This window comes from Spirosoma agri (assembly GCF_010747415.1).
In the GTDB taxonomy this organism is placed as follows: domain Bacteria; phylum Bacteroidota; class Bacteroidia; order Cytophagales; family Spirosomataceae; genus Spirosoma; species Spirosoma agri.
This window is the reverse complement of sequence record NZ_JAAGNZ010000003.1, coordinates 317,590-344,563: the sequence shown is the minus strand read 5'-3', so window position 1 is coordinate 344,563 and position 26,974 is coordinate 317,590. Positions and strand designations below refer to the sequence as shown.

21 protein-coding genes are annotated in these 26,974 nt (G+C 48.0%); 3 read left to right on the top strand and 18 right to left on the bottom strand.

Annotation, left to right across the window (positions count from 1 at the left end; translation table 11 throughout):
* The first annotated feature begins 219 nt into the window (after positions 1–219).
* Complete coding sequence (locus GK091_RS25390) at positions 220–939, top strand: hypothetical protein (protein ID WP_164043537.1); 720 nt, start codon at positions 220–222, stop codon at positions 937–939.
* 207 nt (positions 940–1,146) lie between these two features.
* Here the strand turns inward: GK091_RS25390 and GK091_RS25385 are convergent, their stop codons facing one another.
* Both GK091_RS25385 and GK091_RS30130 read right to left on the bottom strand, forming a co-directional pair.
* Complete coding sequence (locus GK091_RS25385) at positions 1,147–1,533, bottom strand: hypothetical protein (protein ID WP_164043536.1); 387 nt, start codon at positions 1,531–1,533, stop codon at positions 1,147–1,149.
* A 44-nt stretch (positions 1,534–1,577) separates the two neighbouring features.
* Entirely contained in the window at positions 1,578–2,084 is a 507-nt protein-coding gene (locus GK091_RS30130) for a c-type cytochrome (RefSeq protein ID WP_164043535.1), read from the bottom strand.
* A 424-nt stretch (positions 2,085–2,508) separates the two neighbouring features.
* Between GK091_RS30130 and GK091_RS25375 the strand changes: the two genes are divergently transcribed.
* On the top strand, positions 2,509–2,985 hold the full coding sequence (locus GK091_RS25375) for a hypothetical protein (protein ID WP_164043534.1): 477 nt from the start codon (positions 2,509–2,511) through the stop codon (positions 2,983–2,985).
* Positions 2,986–3,398: 413 nt separating this feature from the next.
* Positions 3,399–4,058 (top strand): outer membrane beta-barrel protein, encoded by a 660-nt coding sequence (locus tag GK091_RS25370; protein WP_164043533.1) that lies wholly within the window; start codon positions 3,399–3,401, stop codon positions 4,056–4,058.
* Positions 4,059–4,194: 136 nt separating this feature from the next.
* Here the strand turns inward: GK091_RS25370 and GK091_RS25365 are convergent, their stop codons facing one another.
* The 16 genes from GK091_RS25365 to GK091_RS25290 all read right to left on the bottom strand — a co-directional run bounded on the left by GK091_RS25365 (position 4,195) and on the right by GK091_RS25290 (position 26,966).
* Positions 4,195–4,848, bottom strand: coding sequence for a hypothetical protein (locus GK091_RS25365; RefSeq protein ID WP_164043532.1), 654 nt, complete (start codon positions 4,846–4,848; stop codon positions 4,195–4,197).
* 405 nt (positions 4,849–5,253) lie between these two features.
* Positions 5,254–5,727 carry a hypothetical protein gene (locus GK091_RS25360; protein WP_164043531.1) on the bottom strand — a complete coding sequence of 158 codons (474 nt, stop codon included), beginning with the start codon at positions 5,725–5,727 and terminating at the stop codon, positions 5,254–5,256.
* Between the two features lie 228 nt (positions 5,728–5,955).
* Positions 5,956–6,294, bottom strand: a complete 339-nt coding sequence (locus tag GK091_RS25355; RefSeq protein ID WP_164043530.1) for a hypothetical protein — start codon at positions 6,292–6,294, stop codon at positions 5,956–5,958.
* 976 nt (positions 6,295–7,270) lie between these two features.
* Positions 7,271–10,231 carry a glycosyltransferase family 117 protein gene (locus GK091_RS25350; protein WP_164043529.1) on the bottom strand — a complete coding sequence of 987 codons (2,961 nt, stop codon included), beginning with the start codon at positions 10,229–10,231 and terminating at the stop codon, positions 7,271–7,273.
* Positions 10,232–10,463: 232 nt separating this feature from the next.
* The gene (locus tag GK091_RS25345) at positions 10,464–11,165 is read right to left on the bottom strand and encodes a DUF4369 domain-containing protein (RefSeq protein WP_164043528.1); all 702 of its coding nucleotides are present in this window, start codon (positions 11,163–11,165) and stop codon (positions 10,464–10,466) included.
* Between the two features lie 246 nt (positions 11,166–11,411).
* A complete protein-coding gene (locus GK091_RS25340; protein WP_164043527.1) occupies positions 11,412–13,787 on the bottom strand; it encodes an ABC transporter permease in 2,376 nt (791 codons plus the stop codon).
* A 387-nt stretch (positions 13,788–14,174) separates the two neighbouring features.
* Entirely contained in the window at positions 14,175–16,460 is a 2,286-nt protein-coding gene (locus GK091_RS29980) for a DASH family cryptochrome (RefSeq protein ID WP_164043526.1), read from the bottom strand.
* A gap of 31 nt (positions 16,461–16,491) precedes the next feature.
* Positions 16,492–16,950: a hypothetical protein gene (locus tag GK091_RS25330; protein ID WP_164043525.1), complete on the bottom strand. Its 459-nt coding sequence runs from the start codon at positions 16,948–16,950 to the stop codon at positions 16,492–16,494.
* Between the two features lie 370 nt (positions 16,951–17,320).
* Positions 17,321–18,154, bottom strand: a complete 834-nt coding sequence (locus GK091_RS25325; protein ID WP_164043524.1) for a glycosyltransferase family 2 protein — start codon at positions 18,152–18,154, stop codon at positions 17,321–17,323.
* Positions 18,147–19,175, bottom strand: coding sequence for a glycosyltransferase (locus tag GK091_RS25320; protein ID WP_164043523.1), 1,029 nt, complete (start codon positions 19,173–19,175; stop codon positions 18,147–18,149). Before GK091_RS25320 ends, GK091_RS25325 begins: the two co-directional genes overlap by 8 nt.
* Entirely contained in the window at positions 19,175–20,236 is a 1,062-nt protein-coding gene (locus tag GK091_RS25315) for a glycosyltransferase (protein ID WP_164043522.1), read from the bottom strand. Before GK091_RS25315 ends, GK091_RS25320 begins: the two co-directional genes overlap by 1 nt.
* Positions 20,233–21,255, bottom strand: coding sequence for a glycosyltransferase (locus GK091_RS25310; protein WP_164043521.1), 1,023 nt, complete (start codon positions 21,253–21,255; stop codon positions 20,233–20,235). The genes GK091_RS25315 and GK091_RS25310 overlap by 4 nt, the downstream gene beginning before the upstream one ends.
* Before the next feature lie 4 nt (positions 21,256–21,259).
* A complete protein-coding gene (locus GK091_RS25305; RefSeq protein WP_164043520.1) occupies positions 21,260–22,363 on the bottom strand; it encodes a glycosyltransferase in 1,104 nt (367 codons plus the stop codon).
* 401 nt (positions 22,364–22,764) lie between these two features.
* Positions 22,765–23,115 (bottom strand): transposase, encoded by a 351-nt coding sequence (locus GK091_RS29975; RefSeq protein ID WP_317166351.1) that lies wholly within the window; start codon positions 23,113–23,115, stop codon positions 22,765–22,767.
* A 66-nt stretch (positions 23,116–23,181) separates the two neighbouring features.
* Positions 23,182–25,581, bottom strand: a complete 2,400-nt coding sequence (locus GK091_RS25295; RefSeq protein WP_164043518.1) for an ABC transporter permease — start codon at positions 25,579–25,581, stop codon at positions 23,182–23,184.
* 431 nt (positions 25,582–26,012) lie between these two features.
* The gene (locus GK091_RS25290) at positions 26,013–26,966 is read right to left on the bottom strand and encodes a helix-turn-helix transcriptional regulator (RefSeq protein WP_164043517.1); all 954 of its coding nucleotides are present in this window, start codon (positions 26,964–26,966) and stop codon (positions 26,013–26,015) included.
* Positions 26,967–26,974 lie beyond the last annotated feature (8 nt).

The window sequence follows — 26,974 nt, the reverse complement described above, 5'->3', positions numbered from 1 at the left end:
ATAATTGCATTATTCCTGTGAACCAATCTGATCGCATTACTTGTAAAGTAGAGCCATAAGTAGCCTAAAGTAATTAACTTTCAAAATGCAGCGTACCAGTCAGTTTTTTAGTTCTATTTTATTGTAGAGTTAGGTCGTTCTCTTTACTTTATTAAACCATAACACTTTAGCCATACAAGGAACCTAGTTATCGAATAACACTTAATCTGCTTCACATCTATGCAAGTCCTCACTCATTTTCTAAATAGTCTACTCACCATTAGTCTGCTAAGTCAGACATTAAGTTGGGCGCAATCCGGTACGCGCTCAAGTGCTTACAATGGGGGAATGCGTTTTACTTTAGCTCATGGACGTGATGTCCGTCAGGACAGTACTGGCCAAGTATATACTCTATTCAACTTGGGTAAAAAAAACCAGCAAATTATGAAGGGCACTCCTTACTGGGCTTATCCCACTTGGCAGCATGGTAGTATTCAGCTAAAAACAGGCATGGCCGAAACCCCTTGTCAGATCGCTTATAATGTGGCTACGAATGAAATTTTGTGCCGCTTTAATCAAGATACAACCACTTATCAATTGGAGCCAGTTGCTTTTAAGATTTGGGACGCCAAATTTGTTCGCTTGACCCAACATGGTTACCCAACCTATTACCAAATTCTTTACCAGGGGGATGCCCAGTTGTTTAGCAGTTACAAGCGGCAGATGAAGTTACTACTACCTCAACCCTACGGGAGCGCCTACCTAATTGGTTACTTTTTGGGCCTAGAACGCTATTACTACCTCAAGCTACCAAACGGCTTATTTCACACTTTTCAGCTAACTCGTAAATCGTTTTTGCAAGCAATGGGTGACAATGTGAATCGAAGCCTTATACCCCCCGGCGAGACACTAACTGTTGACGATGTCGTACGAGTTCTCACTGATTATGATGCTCACTAATTTTGTTACATGAGTGGCGTGGCTGTTGCAAAAGTCTGGAATGGGATAAAAGAGCCCGGTTTATCAATTAAATCGCAAGCCATTCGACGGCCAGAAACTGCCTGACTAAGGAGCCCTTGTGAATAAGTGGCGACTTTTGCAACAGCCACTGGAATTATGTCATGAAATTACTGTCAACTTATGCCCGTATATTACATATAAGACGGACTATGAAAAATAGTATATAACTCTTAGCAGTTCACCATCGTCAAAGCCTGTAGTTACTGCTTTAGCTTTGCTCAAAAAGGAGTCAAGGTAGTCCGGGGTAGATTGGTACGTCTTTATCATTTCTACTACTTTATCCTGTACCTGCTTCCAGTCTTCTTCGTGAGATTTTACACACAAGGTGAAGTACCTCTCTTGCGGAATATAATCTTCTTCAGTAGCCCAGTCATTATCTTCTGAATCATAAACTTTTAATCCAGCGATGTACAATTTATAACCCACTTGCTGGTCCTCAAAAATTCCAAAATTGAACGCTATTACGTCTGCACCTGGCATATCAGACAGTGTTATTCGGTTCAGCCATTGATTAAAAGCCTCTTGAGTTCTCATGTTGTATAAGTGGTAATTATGTTAAGAGGCTTATGATATAAAGGCTATTCAGCAAAACCTGCCCCCTCTACTGTGTAACTATCTAGGTAGCTCAAGATCGCTTTTAAGTCAGACTCTTTGAGCTTGGGAAAGCCAGGCATGACAACCGGAGCATAATCCTTCACTAACTGGTTCGCGTAGGCATCTCCCGATTGAAGCACCTCTGAAGGATTCTGAATCCATCTCATAAGCCACGCTGGACTGGGTGCTCGTACAGTAACGCCTAGTAAACCCGGGCCAATCCGTTTCGTACTGGTCATCTCATGACAAGACTGACAATGATTGATAAAGAGCGATTGACCTCTCTTTAATGTAGGCGTTGAAATGGGAGCTGACTTAATTCTAAAAGTAGGTTGATCGCCACACTGGGACTGAACTGCGTGACTAGGTGGCTCCACCCCGTCTAGCCAAGCCCAGCTACCTACTAGTAGTATTAGGCTTAACAGGATCAAACCAGTTAACCACTGTAAAGGCTTAATCAGTAAATGAAGCTTCGAGGAAGTGAATAGCATACGAGACAGATTTTGTTATATAATCCTTGCGGCTGTTGCAAAAGTAACTCATTGAGGAATAGATAGGTTGTTAGCGTATGCTAGGCTATCCATCCATCGAATACCTCGCTGGTTAAACTTGTGCCAGCCCATCACTTTTACCAGCTTTTTTTACAGGACGTGGACTTTGGCTTTGTCAGACCCCTATTTGAGCCTTTCTACAGCCTGATTGGGGCAGACAAACGGCACCTCGCCTAACAGCTTCCGTTGGTCGCCTACAGCACATTCAACGCTTTCATAAAAATATCAAGAAGCGTATGCTACTTATTTGGGTATACGCTGATCTATTGGTATACTCACATATATTAAACTCTTTGTCAAACGTTTAGCACTAAAAGAGCCGATTATTACTACAATTTAGTTTAGTTCTAACCCCTTCACTTATATGCAACGCTTCTTGCTCATTGGTTTTCTAGCCTGTAGTTTAACCAGCTTCGCTCAAAATTCTCAAGATGAGGAGGCAATCAAAAAGTCGATAGTTCGATTCAACTTTGCAGCCAAAAACAGCAATCATAACCGCCTAATTTCTTTTATTTCTCCTCTACCCTACACACGGATCTTATTTTTCCAAGAGACAAAGGATGGCATGAAAGCTATAGCCTATGAGGGTTGGGCCCAAATAGAAAAGTTTATTCAAACCAACCCTGATTCTGTATTGAAACGGGCGGATCGAGTCGAGTATGGGAATTGGCAATTCACACCAATGAGCAGCGACTACTACACCGTTACTTGCTCGGTCAAGTATAGCGCCAGACTAGATATGTGGGCTCAAAAAACCCGGCAAACCCTACTGATGCAGCGAATGGGGGACTCTTGGAAACTTATTTCTTTAACGAGTGTACCGCTCTCAAATCAAAGTTAATAAGACTACTATGTGCCGATCTTGCCAGAGTCATTTATGAGGATAGTGATTCATCATTGCATAAAGTTGTACCTAGGGCATGAGCTGTAGCACAGGTCTGAGGATAATGCAAATGACAATCATAAAATCGTTTGCATTATCCTCAGACCTGTTGTATAACTAGAGTGGCTGTTGCAAAAGTCGGAACAAATCTCGTTCGGCTTGTAAAACGAGTAATGATTGGTCATTACTAGAGCCTTCCATAGCTTACAGTCGTTATCCATAAAAGCCATTCCAGACTTTTGCAACAGCCACATTAGTTATACAACTACTATCAAACGAGTACCACTTTTTGCTCAACGACTTAGTTTTATTTTTACTTTAAGTGTTATGTAATAGACGAACGTCTAATTTCAACAACTTACTCAACTTTTATGAAAAACAAGATTACTTTTTTGAGCATTCTTATAATCAGTTGGTTGTTGCCGCTTGGTGTAAAAGCTCAGGGTCGAATTACATATGCATTGACGTTTTCGCCAACCTGGCATCACCGTGATATAACTATTAAACCATCAGCTTTACAGAACCCATCAAATCCGGCAGTTGGATCCCATCAAGGCTACTCCATTGGATTAACTACTAACTATGCCTTTACTGCAAAGTGGTCAATATCCGCTGGTTTATTGTTTAACAACTCTTCAGGTTCCTTCTATCTTGGCCCAGCAGAAAGCTACTCGGAAAAGTTTCGTAGGTTTCAACTACCCCTTTTAGTCAATTATATCCCCTCTACTCGTCGTTTATCCCCCTATATTTCGGCAGGTCTATTGCTTGATTACGCTTATTACGTCAAACGAATGACTGTTCAAGGAGCCAGGCCGGGCTTTGTTTATGAAGAGAATATAAAACTTGATGATCTGTCGGCTATAAAGCCTTATGTGATGCTCGGCTTAGGGGTAAAATACCAAGTAATGCCTAAACTAACTATCATTGTTCAGCCTGTGGCAGCTTATAGTGTGCAAAAAGTTTCTGACCATGTCAGCAGTGACCATGAATATCAACTAGGGATCCAGACACAAATTAAGTTCTCTTTCTAAATCAATATCACTGTTTTCTTATAAAAGTATCATCCAGTTATCAAGCAAAAAGTGGTATTCGTTTGATAGTAGTTGTATAACTACGAATATGTAAAGGGAAATAAAGTATTAACAATGCAAGCGAAGGTATAAGCTGTCAAAAGATAAATCCAATATTCACTGATGCCAAGCCAACTATATCCCCAACCTGCCAACTGTTGTCGGCTGAAAATCCTCCGGTAGCAACGGTTTGTGACGTTGAAGGGAAAAAGGTGTAGTCCGTTCTCTCAGACCTCGAACGGAAAAAGGAATAACTCAATTTGCTCTCAGCACCAATTGTTAAATGCTTACCTACAAGGTACTTACAGCCAAATAATCCGCTGAAGCCTAATACTCTATCATGGCTGTACTGTTGAAACATCTGATTTACTTTATAGGACCCCGTATCTGTGTATTGGTAAAAATAAGAGACTTCGGGCCCATAATAGAATAAGAATTTGTCAACAGGTTTATACCACTCATAACCTAAATTAATTTGTCCATAAACGTAGTCAGAGGCTACAGTAAATTCGCTTGATTTAGATCCTCCTCTAAGTTGTAATCGTAGAGCTGTAGTGCCTTTTGAATTAGTTATAAATCGCCTTAGCGTCAGGTTCTGTGCTGTTGTTTCTTTATTAATAAGGGGCAATGCATCATAGGAAATTTCCCATTTATAGGACTGAAGGATAGATGATTGGGCTTGTGAAGTAGTAATTCCAATAATTGCCAAAAACGTAGAAAAAAGTGTAAAAAGAGAAAAGGTGCGCAGCATAAAAATTTTGTTTTATAAGTGGCATTATGGTAAGCAAAGTCGACTTGATAATCTACGCTTCGTTTATCGATGAATATGAGTAACCTGACGAAGATCGACTCATTAGCAAATAATAATCGTTTTAATAAGCTCATTAACTTGGTTTAAAATGAATTTGACATTAAAAAAGCAGATTATAGTATATCTCAATTACTTTATATAAGCAACTACAATGAGATGTAAGTACTTAATGTTAACGCTTGAGTTCGTAGCGTTTCTTCGCCAGTATATTGCTTAGCTATTGGAGGGCGAATATCAAGAATACCTTGCTGAAATAATAGCCCGATGCCTAACCGATTGCGCTGATTAACCTTTGTGCTAGCAGTAGCTCCAACTACTAATCCGTAATTAATGTCCATTGTACTGTTAATTGACTTTGATCGGCTGATTAGGAATTCTATTGATAGTAACATCGTCTAATTTCTTTGCTCCAAAAATCCCCCCTTGTAATTCAAAACGGTGAGGGTTAGTTATTTTCGACACTAAATAACTCACCGTTACTTGTATTGATAAATAAGGAACTTGTCTAATAGCTGTAGCTTCTCCGACAGGAAGGCTATACTTGCTTTTTGATCCGAATACTTGATAGTTAATTGTTGGAACAAGTCTTGCTCGGATATCAAGTGGAATTGATACCCCTAACTCTGCATAGGGACTTATCAATGGTTTAGTACGAGCGTATTTATTCAAGTGAGAAATGCTAGCCCCAAGCGAAACCTCTAACCGCACTTTTTCTAGCACAACGGGTCTAATATTCCCCTTTTGAAGAGTAGAAGCTATTTCAACAGTTTGTGCCTTTAAGCTCAAAGAAAACAAAATTAGAAGTAGTACAATTCTCATAAATCATCAATATGCAAGCCCACTTACAATGTTATAATTTGCATTTATGTAAGTCAATTTAAATTATGTTAATTGTAAAGAGAATGTAGTATATAGGGTGTGGCTGTTGCAAAAATCGGAAAGGGGGTTGGATAAGCCGTTATAAGAGCCGATTTCGGCACTGTCTTGGCTAGAAAACAGGAGGTCAAAAAAGAGAATCTAATCAATGTCGCCTTTTACAACAGCAACTTACTTTATGTTAACCCCTTGAGTTATGAAAGTACTCATAAGCATAACCCTCAATGTTGCCTGAGCCTGTAATCTCCTTCCCTTCCTCACTATAAAGTTTGTACATTTCTTGACAGTTTCCGATGGATGCTCACCGTCTAAACCTAGGAGAATCGTATACATAGTATCAGTAATGGCAGCATCTAACACGTTGTACAAAGTTACCGAATCATTTGGGGCTAGATTCAATTGTCGAATCATGTCTGCCACCATAGTCTTATCATGTTGGGGCTCAAAATAACTAGCAAGTAGTTCTTGCTTTAGTTGGAAAAAGCCTTTTACAAAGTCTTCTGTAGACATTTACTTGTATGGTTAATCCTGTTTCAGAGTTATTTTACTTACAATTGATCAGGCCAATCTACTGATATTCCATCAACACAATAATGTTCTTCTCCTTTTCAACGTACAATCCGATCTGTTTTCATTGCTTCTGTGGGGTGGGTGATCTTAGAATAGTTTATTAATATAATGACCCTCATGCAACGTAACTGAGAATAATGCAACTATCTTCAAGACGTTTGCTTCATTCAATTCGCCTACAGACACGCCTTTAGCTGAATAAAAATAGAAAAATGAACCCCTCGTCATCTCAGAATATGGAGCGTTCAAATGAGAATTTAAATACATTGGTACTAGGATGTCTATTTATAAAACTGCGTGATGCAAAGCCTGACAAATAATAGTATGGCTGAAGCGGCTATATGTCGTGTGAATCTACTTACTGCCCTAAGCCGACCTCTTTGGGGATCAATGAACTGCACCCAAATGCTCCAGCATTGTCGGCAGGTAAATCAAGCGATTCTAATGGGGCAAGTCAGCAATCGTCGACCTACGCTGAACGAGCGAATGCTAAAGTTTGTAATTTTAGGAGTCTTAGGTCGTCTCCCTAATGGTGGCTCTTTGTGCTGGCGGGTTTGCTGGCGATAGGTATTGCGCTGCTGACGGTGAGTTTTCAAAGTGTAAAGGCCGCTTTGACGAACCCGGCTAAAAGCTTGCGTAGCAAGTAACCTATAAGCAAACAGGAACAATCTATCGACCCACAAGATTGTTCCTGTTTGCTTATAGATAACTGATTAGGCGTTCTACGCTTATTTCTTGATCGGATCATCATTATGGGAAGACTACCTGAAATCCTTCCCATTCATAGGCCAATCCTCTACGTAAGAAATGTAACGAACTCAATTAAGAACAAGAAGTTACTACCATCCGTCAGACACCTACATTAGCTAACCTGAATACGGCTGGTTAAGTCTAAGCAAAAACGACGTTGTCCCGATCAACTAAAGCTGTTTACGTGCTTCTGGAAGATGGCTTCGTACCGGCTAACCGCAGCGGACTGATTGGCTCGTCGGCACGCGTCGACAATTGCCTGTAGAATGTATAGATCGGAACTGGGGTTACCAAACTGACCTTTGCCACTTTTCGCGTAGGTTAGATTCTGATCGGCCCGGGTAGCCATCGTATCAGCAATGGTTAGTGCTTTTTTTGCCTCGTTCAGACTGAACAGAAGCGATACGTAATGGGACGAGATGTAGTCGTACGGAATACTTTTATCAGGCATTACCTTTAAGGAGTAGTCCAGGACTTGCCGGGCTTTAGCAGGTTTTCCCTCTCGTAGCAAATGTTCGCCTAACCGCAAAAAAGCAATCCGGGCTGAAATGACGGGTGGCCCGGTGTACGTTTCATCGTAGTACACCGCCGGGTTGTCGAGTTCACGCCATTGCGCTTTATGGAGTAGGGTATCGTACATTTTATCCGAATTTACGTAGCCGTCGGTGGCATCGGGCACCGCTACGGGCATGAGCCGGTAGGCGTACCCTTCCAGTTGCATGTAGTTTTTCAGATTCAGATAATGTTCACTGGCTAACGTACTGGAAAAATAGAGTGGCCGCTGCCAGTTGTTGGTAGCAATTACGTCCAGCATAATCAGATCAGGTTTATACAGATCCTTCTTGCCAATTGTCCATTGCAGCGTGTCGCTCAGGAAAGGACGTAATGAAGCGGGAACGAATCTGGCTGCGTCAACGGCCTTTTTATCAATGGGTAAAAACAGAACGGACGCGGGTAGAATGTTGGTCATTTCACCCGTCGTCAGGGGCACCTGAATCGCTGGACTGTTCGCCTTGACCAGGCTCAGGTACTGTTTGAGGTCGATACCGTTTTTGACCCCGGCCACTTCGTAAAACGGGACGATATCATTCTTACCCTTGTCAAACTGATCGAACTCCAGCGACATGGGCACCGCATCCGACTCGTAGGTTTTGCGCTTCATTTGCTGAATGTACCACTCGGTGCCCAGCAGGCTCAGATTACAGACGCGCACGTCCCGCCGGAAACCCTCCACTTCCTGCACGTACCAGAGTGGAAACGTATCATTATCCCCTTCGGTAAACAGAATGCCATTATAGGCGCAGGAGCTAAGCATATTTTTGGCGAAATCGACGGAATGAAACCGGTGATCCCGGTTATGATTATCCCAGCTTTTGACGCACAACATAATGGGGATCAGCAGGCACAGCCCCAGCACAACCTCGTGACGGAAGGCAACGGATTTAAACCGCCCCAGAAAAGAACGGGCAAAATTTACTAAGGCCATTACCCCCAGTCCCAGCCAGATGGCAAAGAAATAGTAAGACCCCACGTAAATATAATCCCGTTCCCGCGGTTCGGAAGGGGGCGAATTAAGAAACACCTGAAGGGCTACACCCGTCAGCAGAAAGAGCACGCCAACCACCAGAAAGTCATGCCGTCGATGGCGGTACTGGAAGACGATGCCCAACAGCGCCAGCAGAAACGGCAGCATATAAAAGTTATCACGGGCTTTGTTCGCCTTCAATAAATCCGGCACACCCTGATTCGACGACCAGGGCAGCAGATACCCCGCCCCCTCCTGATCGCTTTCCCGACCCGAGAAGTTCCACATCAGGTAACGCCACCACATATGGCTCAACTGGTAGCCAAACAGGAATTTAAGGTTATCACCCATGGTTGGTTTCTGCCCTTCCGCCAGACCCAGTATCTGGCGGTAGAGCTGGGGATGATTAAGGTGACGACTATAGATGCGGGGAAACAGAATCTCGTCCCCCGGCGCATAGACGTACTCCGGATAATAGTCGGCGATCACGTAGGTATCCTTACCCCGTTTCCAGATCGGCGCTCCTCGCTTCTGATCGATGGGTTGAGCGGTGAATACCGGTCCATACAGCAGCGAGCGACTTTCGTACTGTTCCCGGTTCTGGTAAGCGCGAAACTTTAGGATGTCGCTGGGATTGTTTTCGTTCAGCGGAGGATTGAAATTAGCCCGCACCAGGACCTGGATGTACGATCCATAGCCAATCAGCAGGAAAGACACCGCCAGCAGAGCGGTATTCCAGCCTGCCCGCTGCTGACGAATTGACCAGACGATGCCATAACCAAGAGCACTGAGTAAGGCTACGACAAAGAAAATCGTCCCGGAGTTGAAGGGTAAACCAACCGAGTTGACAAACAGCCGCTCCACCACGAAGGCCAGCGCCGGTAAACTCGGAATAGCCGCGTTAATAATGCCTAACAGGACAAACCCAATACCCAGGGCCAGGCTGCCTCCCCAGAAAGTGGGTTTTGTAGATTTGTGGAAATAATAGACCAGCGTGAGGGCCGGGATGATTACCAGGTTCAACAGGTGGACCCCAATGGATAAGCCCGTCAAATAAGCAATCAGGATAAGCCAGCGATTGGCCGCTGCATCATCCTCGATACGTTCCCATTTGAAGGCGGCCCAGACAACGATCGCAGTAAAAAAAGAGGACGTTCCGTACACTTCGGCTTCAACGGCCGAAAACCAGAAGGTGTCCGAGAAGGTGTAGGTCAGAGCACCCACCGCACTGGTGCCCACGATGAGCCAGCTGTCGGTTGGGGTATACGCGTGTTCTGGCTTACCGAGTAACTTCTGAGCCAACAGGCTGATGGTCCAGCATAAAAACAGAATCGTGAACGCACTAGCCACGACCGAACCCATGTTCACCCAGTAAGCAACCCGGGTTAAGTCGCCCAGAGACAGCATGGACAGTAGCCGACCAATCAGGAGAAAGAAGGGTGCACCCGGGGGGTGCGGAATCTGGAGCTTAAACGAGGAAGCGATAAACTCACCACAGTCCCAGAAACTGGCCGTTCGCTCGACGGTCATCGAGTACGTAACGAGTGCAATGATGAAGACCAGCCAGCCGACCAGCCGATTGAGTAGTTTAAACGAAGTCATAAGCGGTAAAGTTAGTCGCATGTGTTTTGTGTAAGGAATTGCCAAAACTACAGGACATGGCCGCTATACTAGGGTGTTATACCTGTTAAGATATGTTAACCAACCGACTGTTTTATAGATATTTAACGTAACGGTTGACTCGGCAGTATGAGCCTTTTATAACCGCGACGTTTTAACTAATCAATCAAGGGGCACCCAGCTCATGCGGAAGCAGGCATCGATTCGACTTTCTTTAGGGCAGAATCAAATACGCTGGGTCGTTGATGATTGCCTTTAACCGACTCCCTAGTTGGCTCTGCTGAAGTTGTTTCGACATTGCACCCAACAGGTTGAGCGTTTGCTGTCTGCCTAATTCTTTGTGATGAGTCAATAAGAGAAAGAGAGCGGCCCACGACTCGTTTTGTGCCTGCATAAAAGCCAAAAAAGAAGTGTGTTGCTTAACCCGGATCGTGTAATAATCCTGGTAATTCTGCTTCACCCTGAGCGTATCATTCTGCGCTCGGCCCTGAGAAAGCGCCTGACTAATTTCATTGAGTCGCTTATCATAGATCATCGTCACGGTATCAGAAAAGCTTTTCAGGGCTTCATTAACGGGTGACTCCTCGACGAGTGACTGGTTGAGATCATCCGATCGAAGAGAGATAACGACATTCGTATCCCAAATAAAATAGAATTGCCCGGGTGCGTTGCTCAAGGCGAGAATATAACCAGCGGGTTCCTTTAATTCTCTTTGGAAGGAAAAGAACGAGCTCTTCAGGCAAACCGAGTCAACAAGTTTGGCCGCCTGATTAAGCACCCTAGATTCGTAGAGGTAAACCGTACCTCTCGGTCGGCCGATAACTTGTCCCCGAATCGTACAAGTGTTTTGGGCCAGGCTTGACGACCAGCAGAAAAGTAAGGTCAGGAGCACCACCGTTAATTTCCTATCAATCATAGTCTTTTTGCAATTAATGCCTCTTGATACGATTAACTACTAAAAAAGCAGGATAAAAGACCCGCTCATTGACAACTGACCAACGGTTATTTTACCCACAGCAGGTGGCCCGAAAAGGATTACTAATTTCATAAGTAAAACTACAAAACAGAATGTCTACCCAAACGCGCCGAGTAAGGACTCAAGATATGGATTGTCCCCTCGTCTCAGGTGGGAGCATTATCTGAGAATATCTAGTTGGTAATGCTATTCGCTTCGTAAGGACTTCACTGGATTTATCAAAGCCGCTTTGATACTCTGGTAACTCACCGTTACTAACGCAAGCAGTAACGCCCCCACCCCCGAGCCCACAAAAATCCACCCCGAGATCGGCGTACGATAGCTGTAGCTTTGCAACCAATCATGCAGAAAATACCAGGCAATGGGCGGCGCCAGAAAACAACCCAATACGACCAGTCCCACAAAGTCCTTGGCCAGCAAAGCCCATACTGTCAGCACCGTTGCCCCCAGTACTTTGCGAATACCAATTTCTTTGCGACGTTGTTCGGCCGTGAATGAGGCTAGACCAAACATGCCCAAGCAAGAGATGAAAATGGCCAAGCTGGCAAACAACGTGGCTAGTTTACCAATCCGCTCTTCAGCGCTAAACTTTTTACTATACTCCTCATCCACAAATTTGTAGACGAAGGGCGTACTGGGATCATACTGATGGAAGATGCCCGCAATTTTAGTTAGCGCCACGCTGGTGGCTATCGTAGGGGAGAGTTTGAGCGTCAGCACCCCCGCCGACGCATCGTATAAGACAAAGAGCGAGGGCGTAACCTGCCCAAAGGGGCTGTCCTTAATCAGGTCATTGACTATGCCAATAATGGGTAAATCGCGACCGTTCCAATTGATCATCGTATGCAGGGGGTCTTTCAGGCCCATCAATTTTAAGGCAGACTGGTTCAGCACCACCCCCGCCGAATCGCCCCTGAAAGCCCTGGAAAAGTCACGGCCTGCGCTTAGTTGCCAGCCGATGGTCTTACCAAATTGCTGGGAGATTTGATTGGTCATGAATAAGGGATGTAAATCGGGCGATTTACCGGGCCAGGAGACATTGGTTACCCCCGTCTGATCCACCGTCACGGACCCGTTGGAAACGGCTATTTCTTGAACGGCCCCTGTAGCCAGCAAGTCGGTTCGCAACGCGTCGAAATGACCCATTAGGGCCGGCGTACGCATGTTGACCTCGATGAGCCCCTGACGACTATAGCCCGTAGGCCGGTCTTTGGCATAATTGATCTGGCGGAGCACAATGACCGTACCAATGATGAGCGTTACGGAGACGGTAAACTGAAAAACAACGAGTGCTTTACGGGGGAGGCTACTCCGCCCACCAGTGCTGAAACTGCCTTTCAGGACCCGGATGGGCTGAAACGAGGATAAGAAGAGCGCGGGGTAACTGGCAGCAACCAGGCCAGTTAGCAAACTAAAGCTGACGCCGATCCCCCAGAAGTAAGGATTGGCCCAAGGAAGATAAATTTGTTTGTCGGCCAGTTGATTGAAGAAGGACAAGCTCAGCTGCACTCCTACGAGCGCCAAGAGGAAAGCCAGACTGGTAATCAACAGGGATTCGCCCACAAACTGGGCAATCAGTTGGCCTCGCAAGGAACCGACTACTTTGCGCAAACCCACTTCTTTAGCCCGCTGCTGGGAGCGGGCCGTGGAGAGGTTCATAAAATTGACGCAGGCCAGCAGCAGCACAAATCCTCCAATCAAACTAAACAGCCACACAAATTGAATCAGTCCCCCGATATTGACTCCATTGTCAAAGTCGGAATACAGGTGCCATTTGGTCATCGGATGCAGGAAGAATTCGGGCTTATAAGGCGGTGGGTTGTCGCGTTTGATCCGCACATCTTTGATCTTCGTCGAAGCCTGTTCCAGGGAAGCCCCCGGCTTCAGTTGGGCGAAGACTTGATAGGAGTTTTCATCCCAATTATCCTGGGCTTTCTTCGCCCCTGGATTAATTCCCAGGAATAAGGACCAGGGGGCCAGGTAGTGCACGGCACTCCATGTACTGTTGGGGGGAAAATCCTGGTAAATGCCCGTCACCCGCAGGCTCACTTTACTATCGAGCTGAACCAGCTGATTGAGTGGATTGGTAGCGCCGAAGAGCGTTCGGGCGAGCGAACTGGACAAGATGATCGTGTTGACATCCGCTAAGTTCTGGGGTGGTCCCTGTAGCATCTGAACCCCCATCATGGGCAAAAAATCAGCCTCTACGAATCGACCCGTTGGTGTGAACTGGTTTTCTCCCGTCGTCAACGCCACCTCCCGGTCAGCAGTCGCCAGGGCTACACGAGTAAAGTCAGGATAGTTCTGGCGCAGTTCTTCCGCCAGCGGAATGGATGCTACGTTGTAGGCCGCCTTTTCGCCATCAAATTGGACGATCTGCCAAACTTGGGCAATGCGATCTGCGTTCGGATTCTGTCGATCAAAGGAGAGTTCGTCGTAGACCCAAAGCCCAATCAGGATGGTGACAGCCATGCCCGTGGCTAATCCAACGATATTGATGACCGAGAATGCTTTATAACGGGCCAGGTTTCGCCAGGCGATTTTGACGTAACTGCGTACCATAGTCGTTCTTTAGTAAGCGTTCTGATTGGTCATTGAGAAGTCATGGTCAATTATTGTACCACTCTGCTTAACAGGCCTATCAGGCACAGATACGCCAATTCGTCAAAATTGCCTGTCCATTTTTGGACATTGACCGTTCAGAAATGGACACTATAAAGCGTCTGTTTAAACGCCCCATTTAAGACGCAGTTGCGTGAAGTTTCCTTCATCTCAGGGGGAGCGTTTTTTTCGAGATTCAACACCTAAGAGAGGTAGGGGATACCCAAGGAATGGAATCCCCAAAAGCCCTAACCCCACTGGCAACCATGAATCAAAGCCCGTCTTATAAGGCTAAATCTTGCCACAAAGAATCAGGACCTCACTTTATAACCGGTTTGTGAGTCCCCTTTAACGGACTGATTCCAGAATAGCCGCGCAGATCTCGTCAGGTGCGTTTTCTTGGATAAAGTGCTTCGCATTGGGCAGAAGCTGGACCCGATGATTGGGAAAGTAACCAAGCAGCCGAAGTCGTTCCGATTGACCGAAAGCCCCGTCGGCTTCGCCCCATACCACTAGCGCTGGTTTGTCTCGTAACCGAGCTAAGCCCGCTTCGACTTCGGTCAGATACGCCTTACTGGCTCGAATTTGCTTTGGAAATACCCACGTAGGCAGCCGAGAAGCCGGCGTCGAAAAGGGGGCCATATACGCGCAACGTTCCGCTTTGGTAAGTTGACGATTTGTGCCCGCTGGAATGAGCCACTTCGCCAGAATATTGTAGCGGGTAATCAAGAAACGAGCCAATAAATTGCCAAATACCAGCGAGAAACCCACCATCCCGCCCTTGGCGGGCCAGGCCCAGGTGTTGCCTATAATTAAGGAGCGGACTAAGTCGGGGCGACGACCGGCAAAGCCCAGGCCAATAGGCCCACCCCAGTCTTGGACCATAATACACAGATCCCGGAGCCTGAGTTGATCGACCAATGCCTCCACCACCCCTGAATGCTCACGGGGCGTAAAGCCGTAGCCTGCTTTAGCTGTACTCAGTCCAAACCCGGGATAATCCAGGGCAATACACCGGAAGTAAGGAGCAAGCTGTCGAATCATATGCCGATACAGAAATGACCAGGTGGGATTACCATGCAGTAGTAACAAAGTGGGGCCCTCTCCTTCATCCACGTAATGGACCAAATTACCATCAATGCTCAAGTAATGACTGGTAAAAGGAAACAAGTTGCGGTCAAGCTCCTGTTTGCGACGCGTCCACTTGAGCGGATTTACTAACGGGAACGGATAGGTAACGCCCAGTTCAACGCCCCAACTAGCCAGATCCTGAGCACTGTTGAGCGATAGCAGGTGCAGCTTATCCGCCGGTACCTGCGCCAGTTCGGGACACCAACGCTTGACGTATTCACCCTGAGGGTCATAGCGGGTAGCCTGGGTATAAATATTAAAGTACCGGTCGCCATGGGCATCCGCCCCGACTTCAGCCACCATGTTCCAGTTGCCCCAATTGCTGGCCGGATCGTAGTCAATCAGCTGACTCTCCAAGTAAGCCGCCCCCCACGGCCACCATACGCTCAGATCTGGCTTTTCACCCCGATGGAGCAGTAGACTGGCCACGTTCTGACGACCCCGATTGGACATAAAGCCTGTAGCGTTGAGCTCCCGCATATTGGCGTCGACGAACGGGATACCGGTTTGACCAGCAGCCCATTTCGCAAATCGATCGTAATCTTTTTTCCAACCTCTGGTTGGAACGTTCCGAGGGCCACTGGCCAGGAAGATACGGAACCCCTGCCGAGCGGCCTGAAACCGAAGATAATCCCGCCAGATTAGTTCAAAGATGAGCCAGTAGGTCGATATGTTCTTTTTCCGTTCCGCTTCGTAGCGCCTGACTTCCCAGTAAACCCGACGCGGTGATAGACACCCGTTGGCTAACCAGACCGAAAACTTACTCGAATAATCCTCGCCAAGTAGCTGATTACGGGTGTACTTATAATTTCGAAGCTGATCGCGTTCCCAGAAATAGGTCGCTACCCGATGCAGAGCAGAGGTTTCTCCCCCGACAAAATGAATGACGGCTCGCCGGTCAGTCTTGGGGGGCTTTAAGCCCATAACTTTTAGGGTGGGCAGCCGGCCCACTGCGATTTGCGGCAAAGTGGGTAAGCTAGGCATGGGCACTTCGTCCCGTACTGTGGCCTGCTTTTCACAACCCTTCCGAAAATCCCGGTAGGCATCCGGGAGCTCCGATACGTCGAAGGGCAAATCGTCCAGATGGTATAGCGAGAGCATCCAGAATAATTTCAGTGGCACACCAAGGGGTTGCAATGCCTGTTGGACCCGCTCTTCGAGTTGGATCTCCTCGGAAGTGGCTTCCTGACCAGCGTAAATGGCGCTGACTTGATGCTGACGGACCAGCTCGGCCAGCACCTGACCTGGGTCGCCCAAGCGAATCACTAAGTCGGAGCCCTGGAGTCGCAGACTACGGCGTAGATCGGCTAAACTTTCCAACAAGAAGCGCGTCCGGTGACTCCCAGCCTTGGGCACGTTAATATCCGGTAGGACTTCTATCGAAGCGGGATCAAAAATAAAGACGGGCAGCACGCGTTGAGCATCCTGACAGGCTTGATACAAAGCTGCATTATCGTGCAGCCGCAGGTCATTGCGAAACCAATGAATGATGGTTGTTTGCATACGCATGTTAGCTTATAAAACGATTAGCCCCTTAATCTTCCGCCTTTTTACGGACCGATTTCGCTTTTTTTGTGTTGGACACAACTTGCTCGCCCTTTTTGGAGCCTGCCTGTTTTTTGTCATTGGTTGCTTTTTGCTCAGCCGGTGAGAGTTTCGCCCAGGCTTCCTTGGGTAAATACCGCGTGGTGCCGCCTGCCCGCTGGGCGGGTTTGCCATCGGCGGTCTGCCATGCTTGATCGGTCCACTCAGCGAGGTGTTGCTGCTGGTCGGTACGCTCCTCGCTGAGATACCCACCCCCCGCTTTCTCGTACTCGTGGGTCAGCAGTTGAGCCTTACGGGCGCTCCATTGACCGGGTTTCCCCCCCTTGTCGTCGGCAGTGATTTGCTGCTTGAGTTGCTGGCGTAGGTCAGGCTTATCATAGTTGTCAGCCTGTTTTTGGGGACGTCTGGTTTTAGGTTTGTCGGGCGACGGATCGGTTTTCGTTGCCATGCGTGCATAGGTTTAGAGGATGATACGCTAACGCCTTGTAGGGTTAAAGGTTATGGGTTAGTCAGTAATAGCTTGATAAATCGGTTCAATAAACGGTTGGTCGAATGGCCGCTATTTATTGGGCAGTGAACTAGTCTTCCTATTTCTACAAGTCCTTAAAAGCATTCACAAGAAGGTTACCTTCGCGGAACGGTTACTATGAAAAATACAAAACGCTGGAAAGGGGTCGAAGGCTGCGTAATCAATGTGTTCATTGAATTTCGCTTGCAGTAGATGAGTCTATTATTAATTAGCTCTTAGTTACGTTCTCGTTCTACGGTCAAAACAGACTGTTGTCGAAGACGTTTACCCATCACCACGGGTGCACGTATCAATACGGATGGGGCGAAACACTGTTTTTTAGCTGGCTATCCGTAGGTTTCTGCCTGACGGTGATGGTATCCGATTGGTCGATCTGTATCAGGCCCAAGTCTGCAAATGCGTTCAACCAGCGCTGCATGGGCAACACATGCCATTTTTGCTTATACCGGGTTGCGTTCTCAATAATCGACTCAAAATGGTTTACCGGCGGATCGTGCTTGTCGTGATATTGGTGTAATACGTAGTCGTGTACAAAGATCAGCTCGACACCCGCCCGATAAAACAGCATGGCAAAATCGGTATCTTCGGCCCCATACCCTGTAAAGGATTCGTCAAAGCCACCAATCGTGTCGAACGTTTGCTTTTGAATCGCGAATATCAACGACCAGAATTGAAGATGATCAACCGGCTGGCCGACCGGTATGCGCTCCCGGGCGGGATGCGGTACCGCCTGGTCCTGTAAATCACCATAATTGCCCGTATCCGGCACGATTGGCAAATACAAGGGGTACGCTGCAAGTATCGTTTCAGGTTCCAGACTCATCAGCATCGTGGCAAACAGGGTTGGCGAAACAATGCAGTCTACATCGATAAAAATGACGTTGTCCGTTTTTGTCGCGGCAATCCCCCTGTTCCGGGCGGCAGCCAGTGGTAACTCATGGGTTTCTTTACTGACATGGATGCTCACGGGCAAACCTTTGGGAATTGTAATTCCGTCCGGGTCGTCCATACAAACGATTTGTATATCGTAGGGGAGGATCGTCGAGGCTTTTACCGCGTACAAAAGATTGGCTAACTGCTTTCGCCTTCCTTTAACAATCGTTACCACACTGAATTCAGGCATACCAGTCTCTTAGTTGATGCGCTATGGCTTCGGGTGCTGACGCATTCACCAGATTTTCGTACGAAGGGGTCAATACGTTCGCTTTTTGCCGTATGTTTTGCCACTGCTCAGGGCTGAACGTTTCCTGCGCTAACAGGGCAATATGCTGATTCGCCAACACCGTTGCATGGACCGCTTGCTCGTCATAGGGTCTGGGCTCCGGAAGCAGGATCAACCGTTTGTTAAGCGACAACAGTTCGGCAATGGTATTTTGACCGGCGGCCGAAATCACGATGTCTCCGGTAATCGCTTCGCTGATGTCTTTAACCGGGCCGAGCAGTACACAGTTTTCAGCTAAATCGTAATCCAGCTTATTGCCGATAATCGTAAACGGTGTGTGCTGATCGTTCGTCATCGCTTGTAGCACCGATCTATCGTAATTATCGTAGCCTAGTAAAATTGTTACGTTGTTGATAGCCAATCGATTGTCTGGCTTCAATCCACGGCCAGCGTACTGTGACATGTAGCCGCTGTAGTACGTTTTGGCCGCAAATGGGTAGTTTGCCTGTTCCAGCGAAGCCGGAAAATGAGCGACGATATGATCCGCCAGTTCATGCGCAAAGACCTGTGTCGGATCGTTCATGACATGCCCGGGCAGGTGGACCAACACGACAGGGACGCCCATGCCCCGAACCATGATGGCCAATTCAGGAACACCGTCGCAGTAGAAAGCTCTTGGCCGGTAGCGCTCGATCGCTTCGGCCAGTGCTTTGGCCCGCCCGGCCGGTTCAATCGCGTACGGGGTCACTTCAAACGCTTTCGTAAACGTATGCGCTGGTATGGCGTAGCCAGCCGGGTATTTTGGCGGCAGCTCTAGCACGTCAACGTCGTGTTTTTGACGCAAATACTCCGTGACTTCGTTGTTCGTCGTTAGCGCGATAACCTCAAAAAAGACGGACAATGCCGGGTACAGCAGATTGAAGGTTGCCCGATGACCGTTCCCGTGCGCATGGACGAAATAGAATATTGTTGGCTTTTTCATCAGATCCTGGCTGGTTGTATCACGCGTTCGTAAACGGTTACATACGCTGCCGACATGCTTGCCATATCGAATGTGGCTGCAAATTCCCGACACGCTTCCGGTTCCGACTGTTTAGCAATAGCCAACGGCCCTATCAGATCCCGCCAGTCCTGGGAGTCAACGGCTATGGATACGTTTTTGTGGCGCATTTCCGGAGGGATGGCGGTCGTAAACCCGACCACGGGTAAACCGCTGGCCAGCATTTCCACCGTACTCAGGCCGAAAGGCTCCTCCCAGCTAGCGGTTGCCAGATAGGCCGAAGCGCCTGCCGCCAGTTTACTTAATTGCTGCTGGGTGGCATGTGGTATATAGTCAATATGTTCGTTTAGCTGCGGCTGCACGTGGTCACGGAAATAGGGTTTGTCAAACACGGGGCCGACAATCTTGAGTGGCTGTTTTAAATAAGTAGCCAGCTGGATCGCGGCTTCCACGTTCTTTTCTCTGGCAATTCGCCCGCTCCACAACAAATACCCGTCAGCCTTTCTTGCGTGCAATGGCCACTTGTGGAGTACGATTCCATTTAAGATGACGTCTACATCACTGCCGAGGGCAGCCATCCATTGTTCGCCCATTCGATTTGAAATACCGATCGGTACGACTGGCGCATGCTTCATGAAAAATGTATACATCAGGACAAATTTCTCGGTTGGCGGCAAGTGCAGTGTGAGTACGCTTGGCGTTTTAACGAGTGCACCGACGGCATAGATTTCGGGTATAAATGAATTGTAGTGGATGACGTCGTACCGACTAACGTCGAACAGTCCGTACTGTAGCGTCTGATAGTGCTGCTGTCCAAGTAATTCCGGAGTTGGTCGGTACGAATCATCTTTCATGCTGAGCGGGCTTTCGCGAAATTCAATTACCTGAAACAGATTTCTTTCGTCGGCATCTTTGGCTATGACATCAACGGTATGCCCCAGGCGTACTAATTCGTTGGCGAGCTCAACAATGAATGCTTCCGTGCCGCCATTATAGGGCTCACGTAGCGAGATGAACGGACCGGCAACCAGGAGTATTTTCATCGTACGTTCTCAAAATACGTTGTGTAGCGCTCAGCCATTATTTTCAGCGAAAATGTTTCGGCGTGGCGCCTTACGTTGGCGCTCTCCAGGGGTATCGCAGCGACGATTGCTTTAGCGAGCGATTTCACGTTTTTCTGCTCGGCCACAACCCCGCTTTCCGCATTTACCAGTTCCCGAAAAGCACCGCGGTCGAACCCGGCTACCGGCACGCCCGACGACATGGCTTCGATGGTCGTGAGGCCAAACGGCTCTTCCCAGCGGACAGCATTGACCATAGCGGCTGCCCCTTCCAGATGCATCCGTAGTTCAGCCTGGTTTAAATGACCAAGGTAGGTATCGGTTTCCGTCATGCGTGGCCTGATCTGTTCCTCAAAATACGTTTTATCATCGAGCGGTCCGGCAAACTTTACCGGCATGTTCAGCTCGTGGGCCGCGTCGATCACGATGTCCAGCCCTTTTGCGTGCACGATCCGGCCAAACCAGAACAGGTAGTGCCGGTTTTTGCGGACCAGCGGCCACTCTGCCAGGTCGACACCGTTAGGAATGATGGTAGAGCCATTATGCAGGTAGGGCTGCCACGTAGCATCAAACGATTGTGAAGGCACAACGAAATGAAGATTTTTGGAACCCGAGCAAAGCGTAATCGCTGCTTTTAATTTACTGATGGGGGGCGTATGGATGGTTGTGACTACCGGCATCTGGGCCTTCATTCCCCATAGTATGGGTAATTCATGCGTCGAATTGTTATGAACGACATCAAAATCATGTTGCTCAATATCCGCCAGTATGGATAGGTATTCGTCGGTCTCATAGAGGTCGAATAGTTTGCTTTCCCGGTGCGCATCGCCATAAAATCCTTTCACATTCAGCTCAGGGTCGCTATCGGCATGGGCATACAGCGTGATGTGGTGACCGAGACGTATGTACGCTGTGCACAGTGCGTGGGTGAACGCTTCCAGGCCTCCTCGAAATGGCTCCGCTATCGCCAGTCTCGTTTTAGCTATAACCGCAATGTTCATAGGCCTACGTTAAGGGTTGCGGTTGGTGAGCGGCCCCTGGTAATCCACGTTCTTCCACAAGAATAGCTTTTTCGCCAGTCTCTTGTTGCTGCAATACGGCTCTGTAGAGCTTCACGTAGTTCGACGTCATGTGTTGGATATTCATGTTCGAGGCAAAGGCGGCACAAGTACCCGGGCTGATCGCATGACTTTTTTCGACCAGCTCTACTAAGTCTTGCCAACGGAGCGACGACGTTGTGGATACACTTTCATGCGCCCAACTGGGCGGAACAGCCGTATCAAATCCTACGACGGGCACACCGCTTGCCAGCATCTCCAGAGCCGCTAACCCAAACGGCTCCTGCCAGGTTGCCGTTGCCAGGTAAGCAGACGCTTTTTTGGCCAGGCTGCTCAGTTCACGCTGCGTTACGTGCCCGACATACTCAATTTGATTGTCCAGATGCGGTTTAACCCGCTTATCAAAGTAATGCTGGTCCGCAATTCGGCCAGCGATCTTCAGCGGCAGCTGCATGTGTTTTGCTAGGCGAATGGCCGCTGCAACATTTTTCTCTTCGTTGATTCGGGCCGACCACAGCAGGTACTCACGGCCCCTGGAGCTGCTCGTCGGCCAAAGGTTCATGTCTATACCGTTGTGTATGAGTGGTATGTCTATGCCGAGCGCCTGGTCCCATTCCCGTTTGACCCTGTCCGATATGGCAACGAATGTCATATTGCTTCGCCGGGAAAGTTCTTTATACACAGCTATTCGGTTTTTGTCAGCCGGTGAATGCAGCGTCAGAAACAAAGGTTTATTGAATGACAAGCCTGCCCTTAACAGATGCGGGTAAAACATATTATAGTGAATCACGTCATAGGAGTCGACATCCAGCTTTTTGAACTGACGCTTTTCCCTGAAGCGTTCAAAAAAATTAGGTTTATCGGTAGCCGATCCGGGAAACGGATTGATAAGTGTAAATTCAGCGCCGGATGCTGCCTCGCCTGCAACAACATCTACCACATGCCCTTCATTAACCAGTTGGCTGGCCAGTGAAACGATAAACGCTTCTATACCGCTGTTATAAGGTTCTTTGAGTGATATACCAGGACCTGAAACAAGTAAAATAGTCATAATAAAAACAGCACTGTAGGAACACCACATTTAATACGAGTTAAGAGCGTGTTGGGGGATTATGTTTGGTAGCGGGTTGTGTATCGGAGTCATGACCGTAGCGAAATAGCCTGATCCAGTCATGGCGTTTTGCTGCCGGTACGTGTGGGGTAATAGTCTGTGTAGGCATTCTACATCAAATAAGGGGCTCTTTGTGCAAACGTGGGGCGGCAGCCGCGGCTGACCGTCCGTGCCGACGTTTTTACACATTAGCTCGCTAATAAATTAGTTAGTGCCGGTTAGCTGTTGGGTATCAAATTGGAGTTACTTCGCTTCCGCGATCCGACTTGATCAATTAAAATATTTCTTCCAATTGAATGGATTCAGCCTTTTCCGGCCAATTTTTACACACCATACGGCCTTTAGGTTTGAGGGCTGGTAAGAAACCAAGATTGGGTAGCGCAGTGCTCCACTAACTTTCGGTCAGAGGTAATGTTCTGAAGGTAGCTGATGAGCATGAATTTGAAGAAGACCACCGAGTCAATCGAGGGATTGCCTGTTGAGCGATAACAGACTTTGGTATGTTCATAAAGGAAAGCCAAATGGAGCGTATCCTTCAGCCGATGGTAGAAATTATCCTTCGGAATGCGGCTGGAAAGTTGGAAATGAGTGAGGAGTTTTTGGGGGTCTCGTTTTCTGCCTTGCAGGGATGAAGATATAAAACTCAACCCATTTAACGACTTTGTGCACAAGCGGAGTTGTGCAACAGCCACGCCCCATTTGAGGAACAGATTTCGCCAGGTTATGAGTCAATAGTTTCGTAGCATGGTCGTCAAGGTTTACTCGGATCGCAGTGATTTGACGGGGTTGACCAGGGCAGCCCGGATACTTTGAAAACTCACCGTTAGCAGGGCAATACCAACCGCTAGTAGACCGGCCAGCCCGAATAGCCACCACGATAGAGTTACCCGATAGGCGAAGTCCTGGAGCCAGCGACTCATGGCCCACCAGGCAATAGGGGAGGCTATGAGAATGGCAACGACTACCAGTTTCAAAAAGTCCTGGGCAAGCAGAGCGACAATACTGGGGACGGATGCGCCAAGCACTTTTCGGACACCAATTTCTTTGGTACGCTGCTCAGCCGTGAAGGTGACCAGCCCAAACAGACCCAGACAGGCGATAAAGATGGCCATGCCGGAGAAAGCCAGAAACAGGTTGCCTTTCCGCTCGTCGGCGCGATACTGATCGGCGAACGTCTGGTCTAAGAACGTGTACTCGAAGGGTTGATCTGGGTTGATTGTTTTGTACGTTTTCTCAATGTACGCTAAGGCGGTTGCGACGTTCTGCGGCTTTATCCGAATCAGCAGCTTATCACCCTGGTCTTCGTGTAGCACCAGGACTAACGGCTCAATCTGACTCCGTAGCGAGCGCAAATGAAAATCACGAATGACACCTGCAACGGGTATGCGTTTGTCGTTGAACTCCACTAAACCGGCGGTTCGGTCTTTCCAGCCCAGCCGCTTGAGCATCGCTTCATTGACCAGCACCGCTCCCGTCGAATCACTACCTAATTTGGGAGAGAAGTTGCGCCCCTCTCTCAGGCCGATCTGTAAGACGTCGAGAAAACTATGATCTACCGAAAAATATTCGGTGTTAATGGGCTGTTCTTTACCACGGGCCGAGTAAAAACTAAACGTGGTTTTATTATTCATGTCGCCACCAACCGATCCGCTCGTTAAGCTGACCCGTTCGATGGCAGAGTTCTGGCTTAATGTCGCTTTCAGCACACCCACTGACCGTTGAACAGCGGGGGATTTAAGCGGTAGCGCAATGACCTGTTCCTGATTAAAACCCAACTGCGTATGCTGCATGTACTGCAACTGGCGATAAACAACCAGTGTCCCTACAATCATGATGATCGACACCGTGAACTGCAAAACGACCAGCGACTTTCGTAAGAAAAGTCCGCTGCTGCCCGTTGAGAATGTGCCCTTTAGCACCAGTACCGGATTGAATCGAGCCAGTACGAAAGCGGGGTAAAGACCGCTAACCAAGCCAATCAGTAAGCCGAACCCAGCAAGCAGGCCACTAAGTTGGGGATTCCAAAGATTGAGGGATAACGACTTGGCGGCTGCGGCATTGAAGAACGGCAAAATGAGTTGCAGTAGAAGCAGACTAAGGAGAAGAGCCAGCATCGTCAACAGGGTCGATTCGGCCAGAAACTGCCCAACCAACTGGCGACGTAAGGACCCCACTGCCTTTCGGACGCCAATTTCCCGGGCGCGACCCGCCGACCGGGCCGTGGCCAGATTGACGTAATTGACAATAGCGATCAGCAGAATAAACAGACCAATGATCGAGAACGTATACACGTACGCAATGTTTCCCCCGTTTCCGGCACCAACGCCCAGCAAGTGAGACGAGTGCAGGTGCATACTGGCCAGTGGTTGAAAGCTCATCAGGAATGTAACCCCTTTCCCCGTATCATCCCCAATGGCCCGGGCAATGTACTTCCGGTAGAAAGCCGGCATCTTGCTTTCCAGCTGCCGCGCATCGCTGTTAGGATGGAGCAGGACGTAGGTAGCTGAACCAAAATTATCCCACTTGTCCAGCTTGATGGCGTTGAGCTGCGTATTGCTGTAGGGAATAATAGCCTCGAAATTCAGATGATGGTTGGCCGGCACGTCGCCGATCACACCAGCCACTGTTAGTACTTGCTCGTCTTTTACGCGAACGGGTTTCCCCAGTAGCTCTGTGGTTCGCCCAAACAGGGCCATCGCCAATTTACGGGTCAGCACGATGCTATTGGGCGTCAATGTGGAGGTCCGTGGATTTCCCTCGATGAAGGCATAGTCAAAAAAGGAGAACAGGCTCGAATCGGCGTAAATGACATTATTGGCATACAAAGCTTTCGTGCCGACCCGAACCAGTAATCCGTTGTCGGTTTTGATCCGCAGGACGTTCCTGATCTCGGGGTATTCCTGGCGAAGGGCAGGTCCCATCGGGGCTGAACCGATGGCCATATTCATGTCATTATCATCCCACTTGACCTGTACGTTCAGCCGGTAGATGTTGGCCGCATTGGTATGGTACTGGTCGAAAGTTAGCTCATCATAAACATAAAGCCCCAGCAGAAGAGAACAGGTCATGCCACTAGCCAGCCCTAACAGCGTCAGGAGGCTGTAGGTCTTCTGGCGAATCAGATTCCGCCAGGCGATCTTGATGTAGTTACTGATCATGGATAGGCCCGGTTAAAACAATGCTACTCATCGGCCAAATATCATACCAAGTCGAAGAAAAACCGCTGATGAGTAGCAGGGGCCTGTTAACCAAAACAGTACTGTACGATTTCGGACACGATTGTCCGGTTTAGGCGTATCTGTTACGATGTAGACTAGGGCAATACCTGTAACTTAGTGGAATGCCGTAATTTTATCCAAATGTGTCATCACGAACGATTACTGAAGACGTCATAAAGCCTGTTTTTCGTTTCGATAGGGGTATACACCAGTTAAACGCTGTTTTATGAAACGCTCCAATTGAGGAGCAGATGCATGAATTTGTAACGGTTGCCGGTCTAACGTTGGCCTGCCTCACCTTAAACTGTAGTGCCGGATGCTTTGGCCCAGCTAAACCCACTAGCCTTTGTTTTGGTGGCGTACCAGTCAACTTACAGGGCTGAAAATTTCTTGGGCTTAATTCCCATGTGCTCGGTAAACACTCTCGAAAAATGACTCAGGTTGGTAAACCCCAATTGATGACCTACTTCGGACACGGACCGCTTTTCCGCTGTTAACAAACGAGCGGCCTCATTGATCCGCAACGCCTGATAGTAGCTAAAGATACTGTTGCCGAATATTTGCCTGAATAACCGTTTCAGTTTCGTGGGGCTCATGTGAGCGCTTTGGGCTAATTCGCTGATCACCGGCGGAGTGTCCAGCCGTTCAAGCATCCGTTCCTTTAGCTGGTAAATTGTCTGAATGTCCTGACCGTTTAACGCATAGAGCTGCTGCTTATCCCGCCTTTCCAAAGCCATTAACAACCGGCAAATCAGTTCCTCGGCCTTTACTCGTCGAAAGAACAGGGCAAACGTTTCATCAACCGCTTCGTTCACCAAATCATCGACCAGGATCTGCAACGAGGGAAAGATCATTTCTTCGAAAAACAAAGGCTGCGTATTGTCTAACAGGCTCTGTAAGACGGGCGATTTCCTGGTTGAGCTAAAGAGCCCTTTTAGGTACGTAGCCTCTACCTCAATATTGATCATGGCCCTACGGCGTTGGATCGGAATAAGCAGATTAGGATTTATCCGACTGGTTACAATCAAAACAGATGGGCTTTCCCGGCCTTCAGAGAGGGTGTTTGGTGTAGCGATCACGTTCTGAAACTTAAACAGGACCCTTCCCCCCCAGGTATCAACATCTGGATTGTCGATGACCAGATCGTGCTTGAGTTCATAATTGAAGATCATCAACCGGATCGACTCATTGAACACAAAGCCGGTGCAGTAACCGGTCCCGAATTGTTCGGGGATGTCCAACCGCCAGTTTTTTACGTCTGTCCCTAATCGGTGAGCCAGCTTAATCAGTACACTCGGTACGGTTGATCGGTTGTCTTCGCTCATGGAAAGTC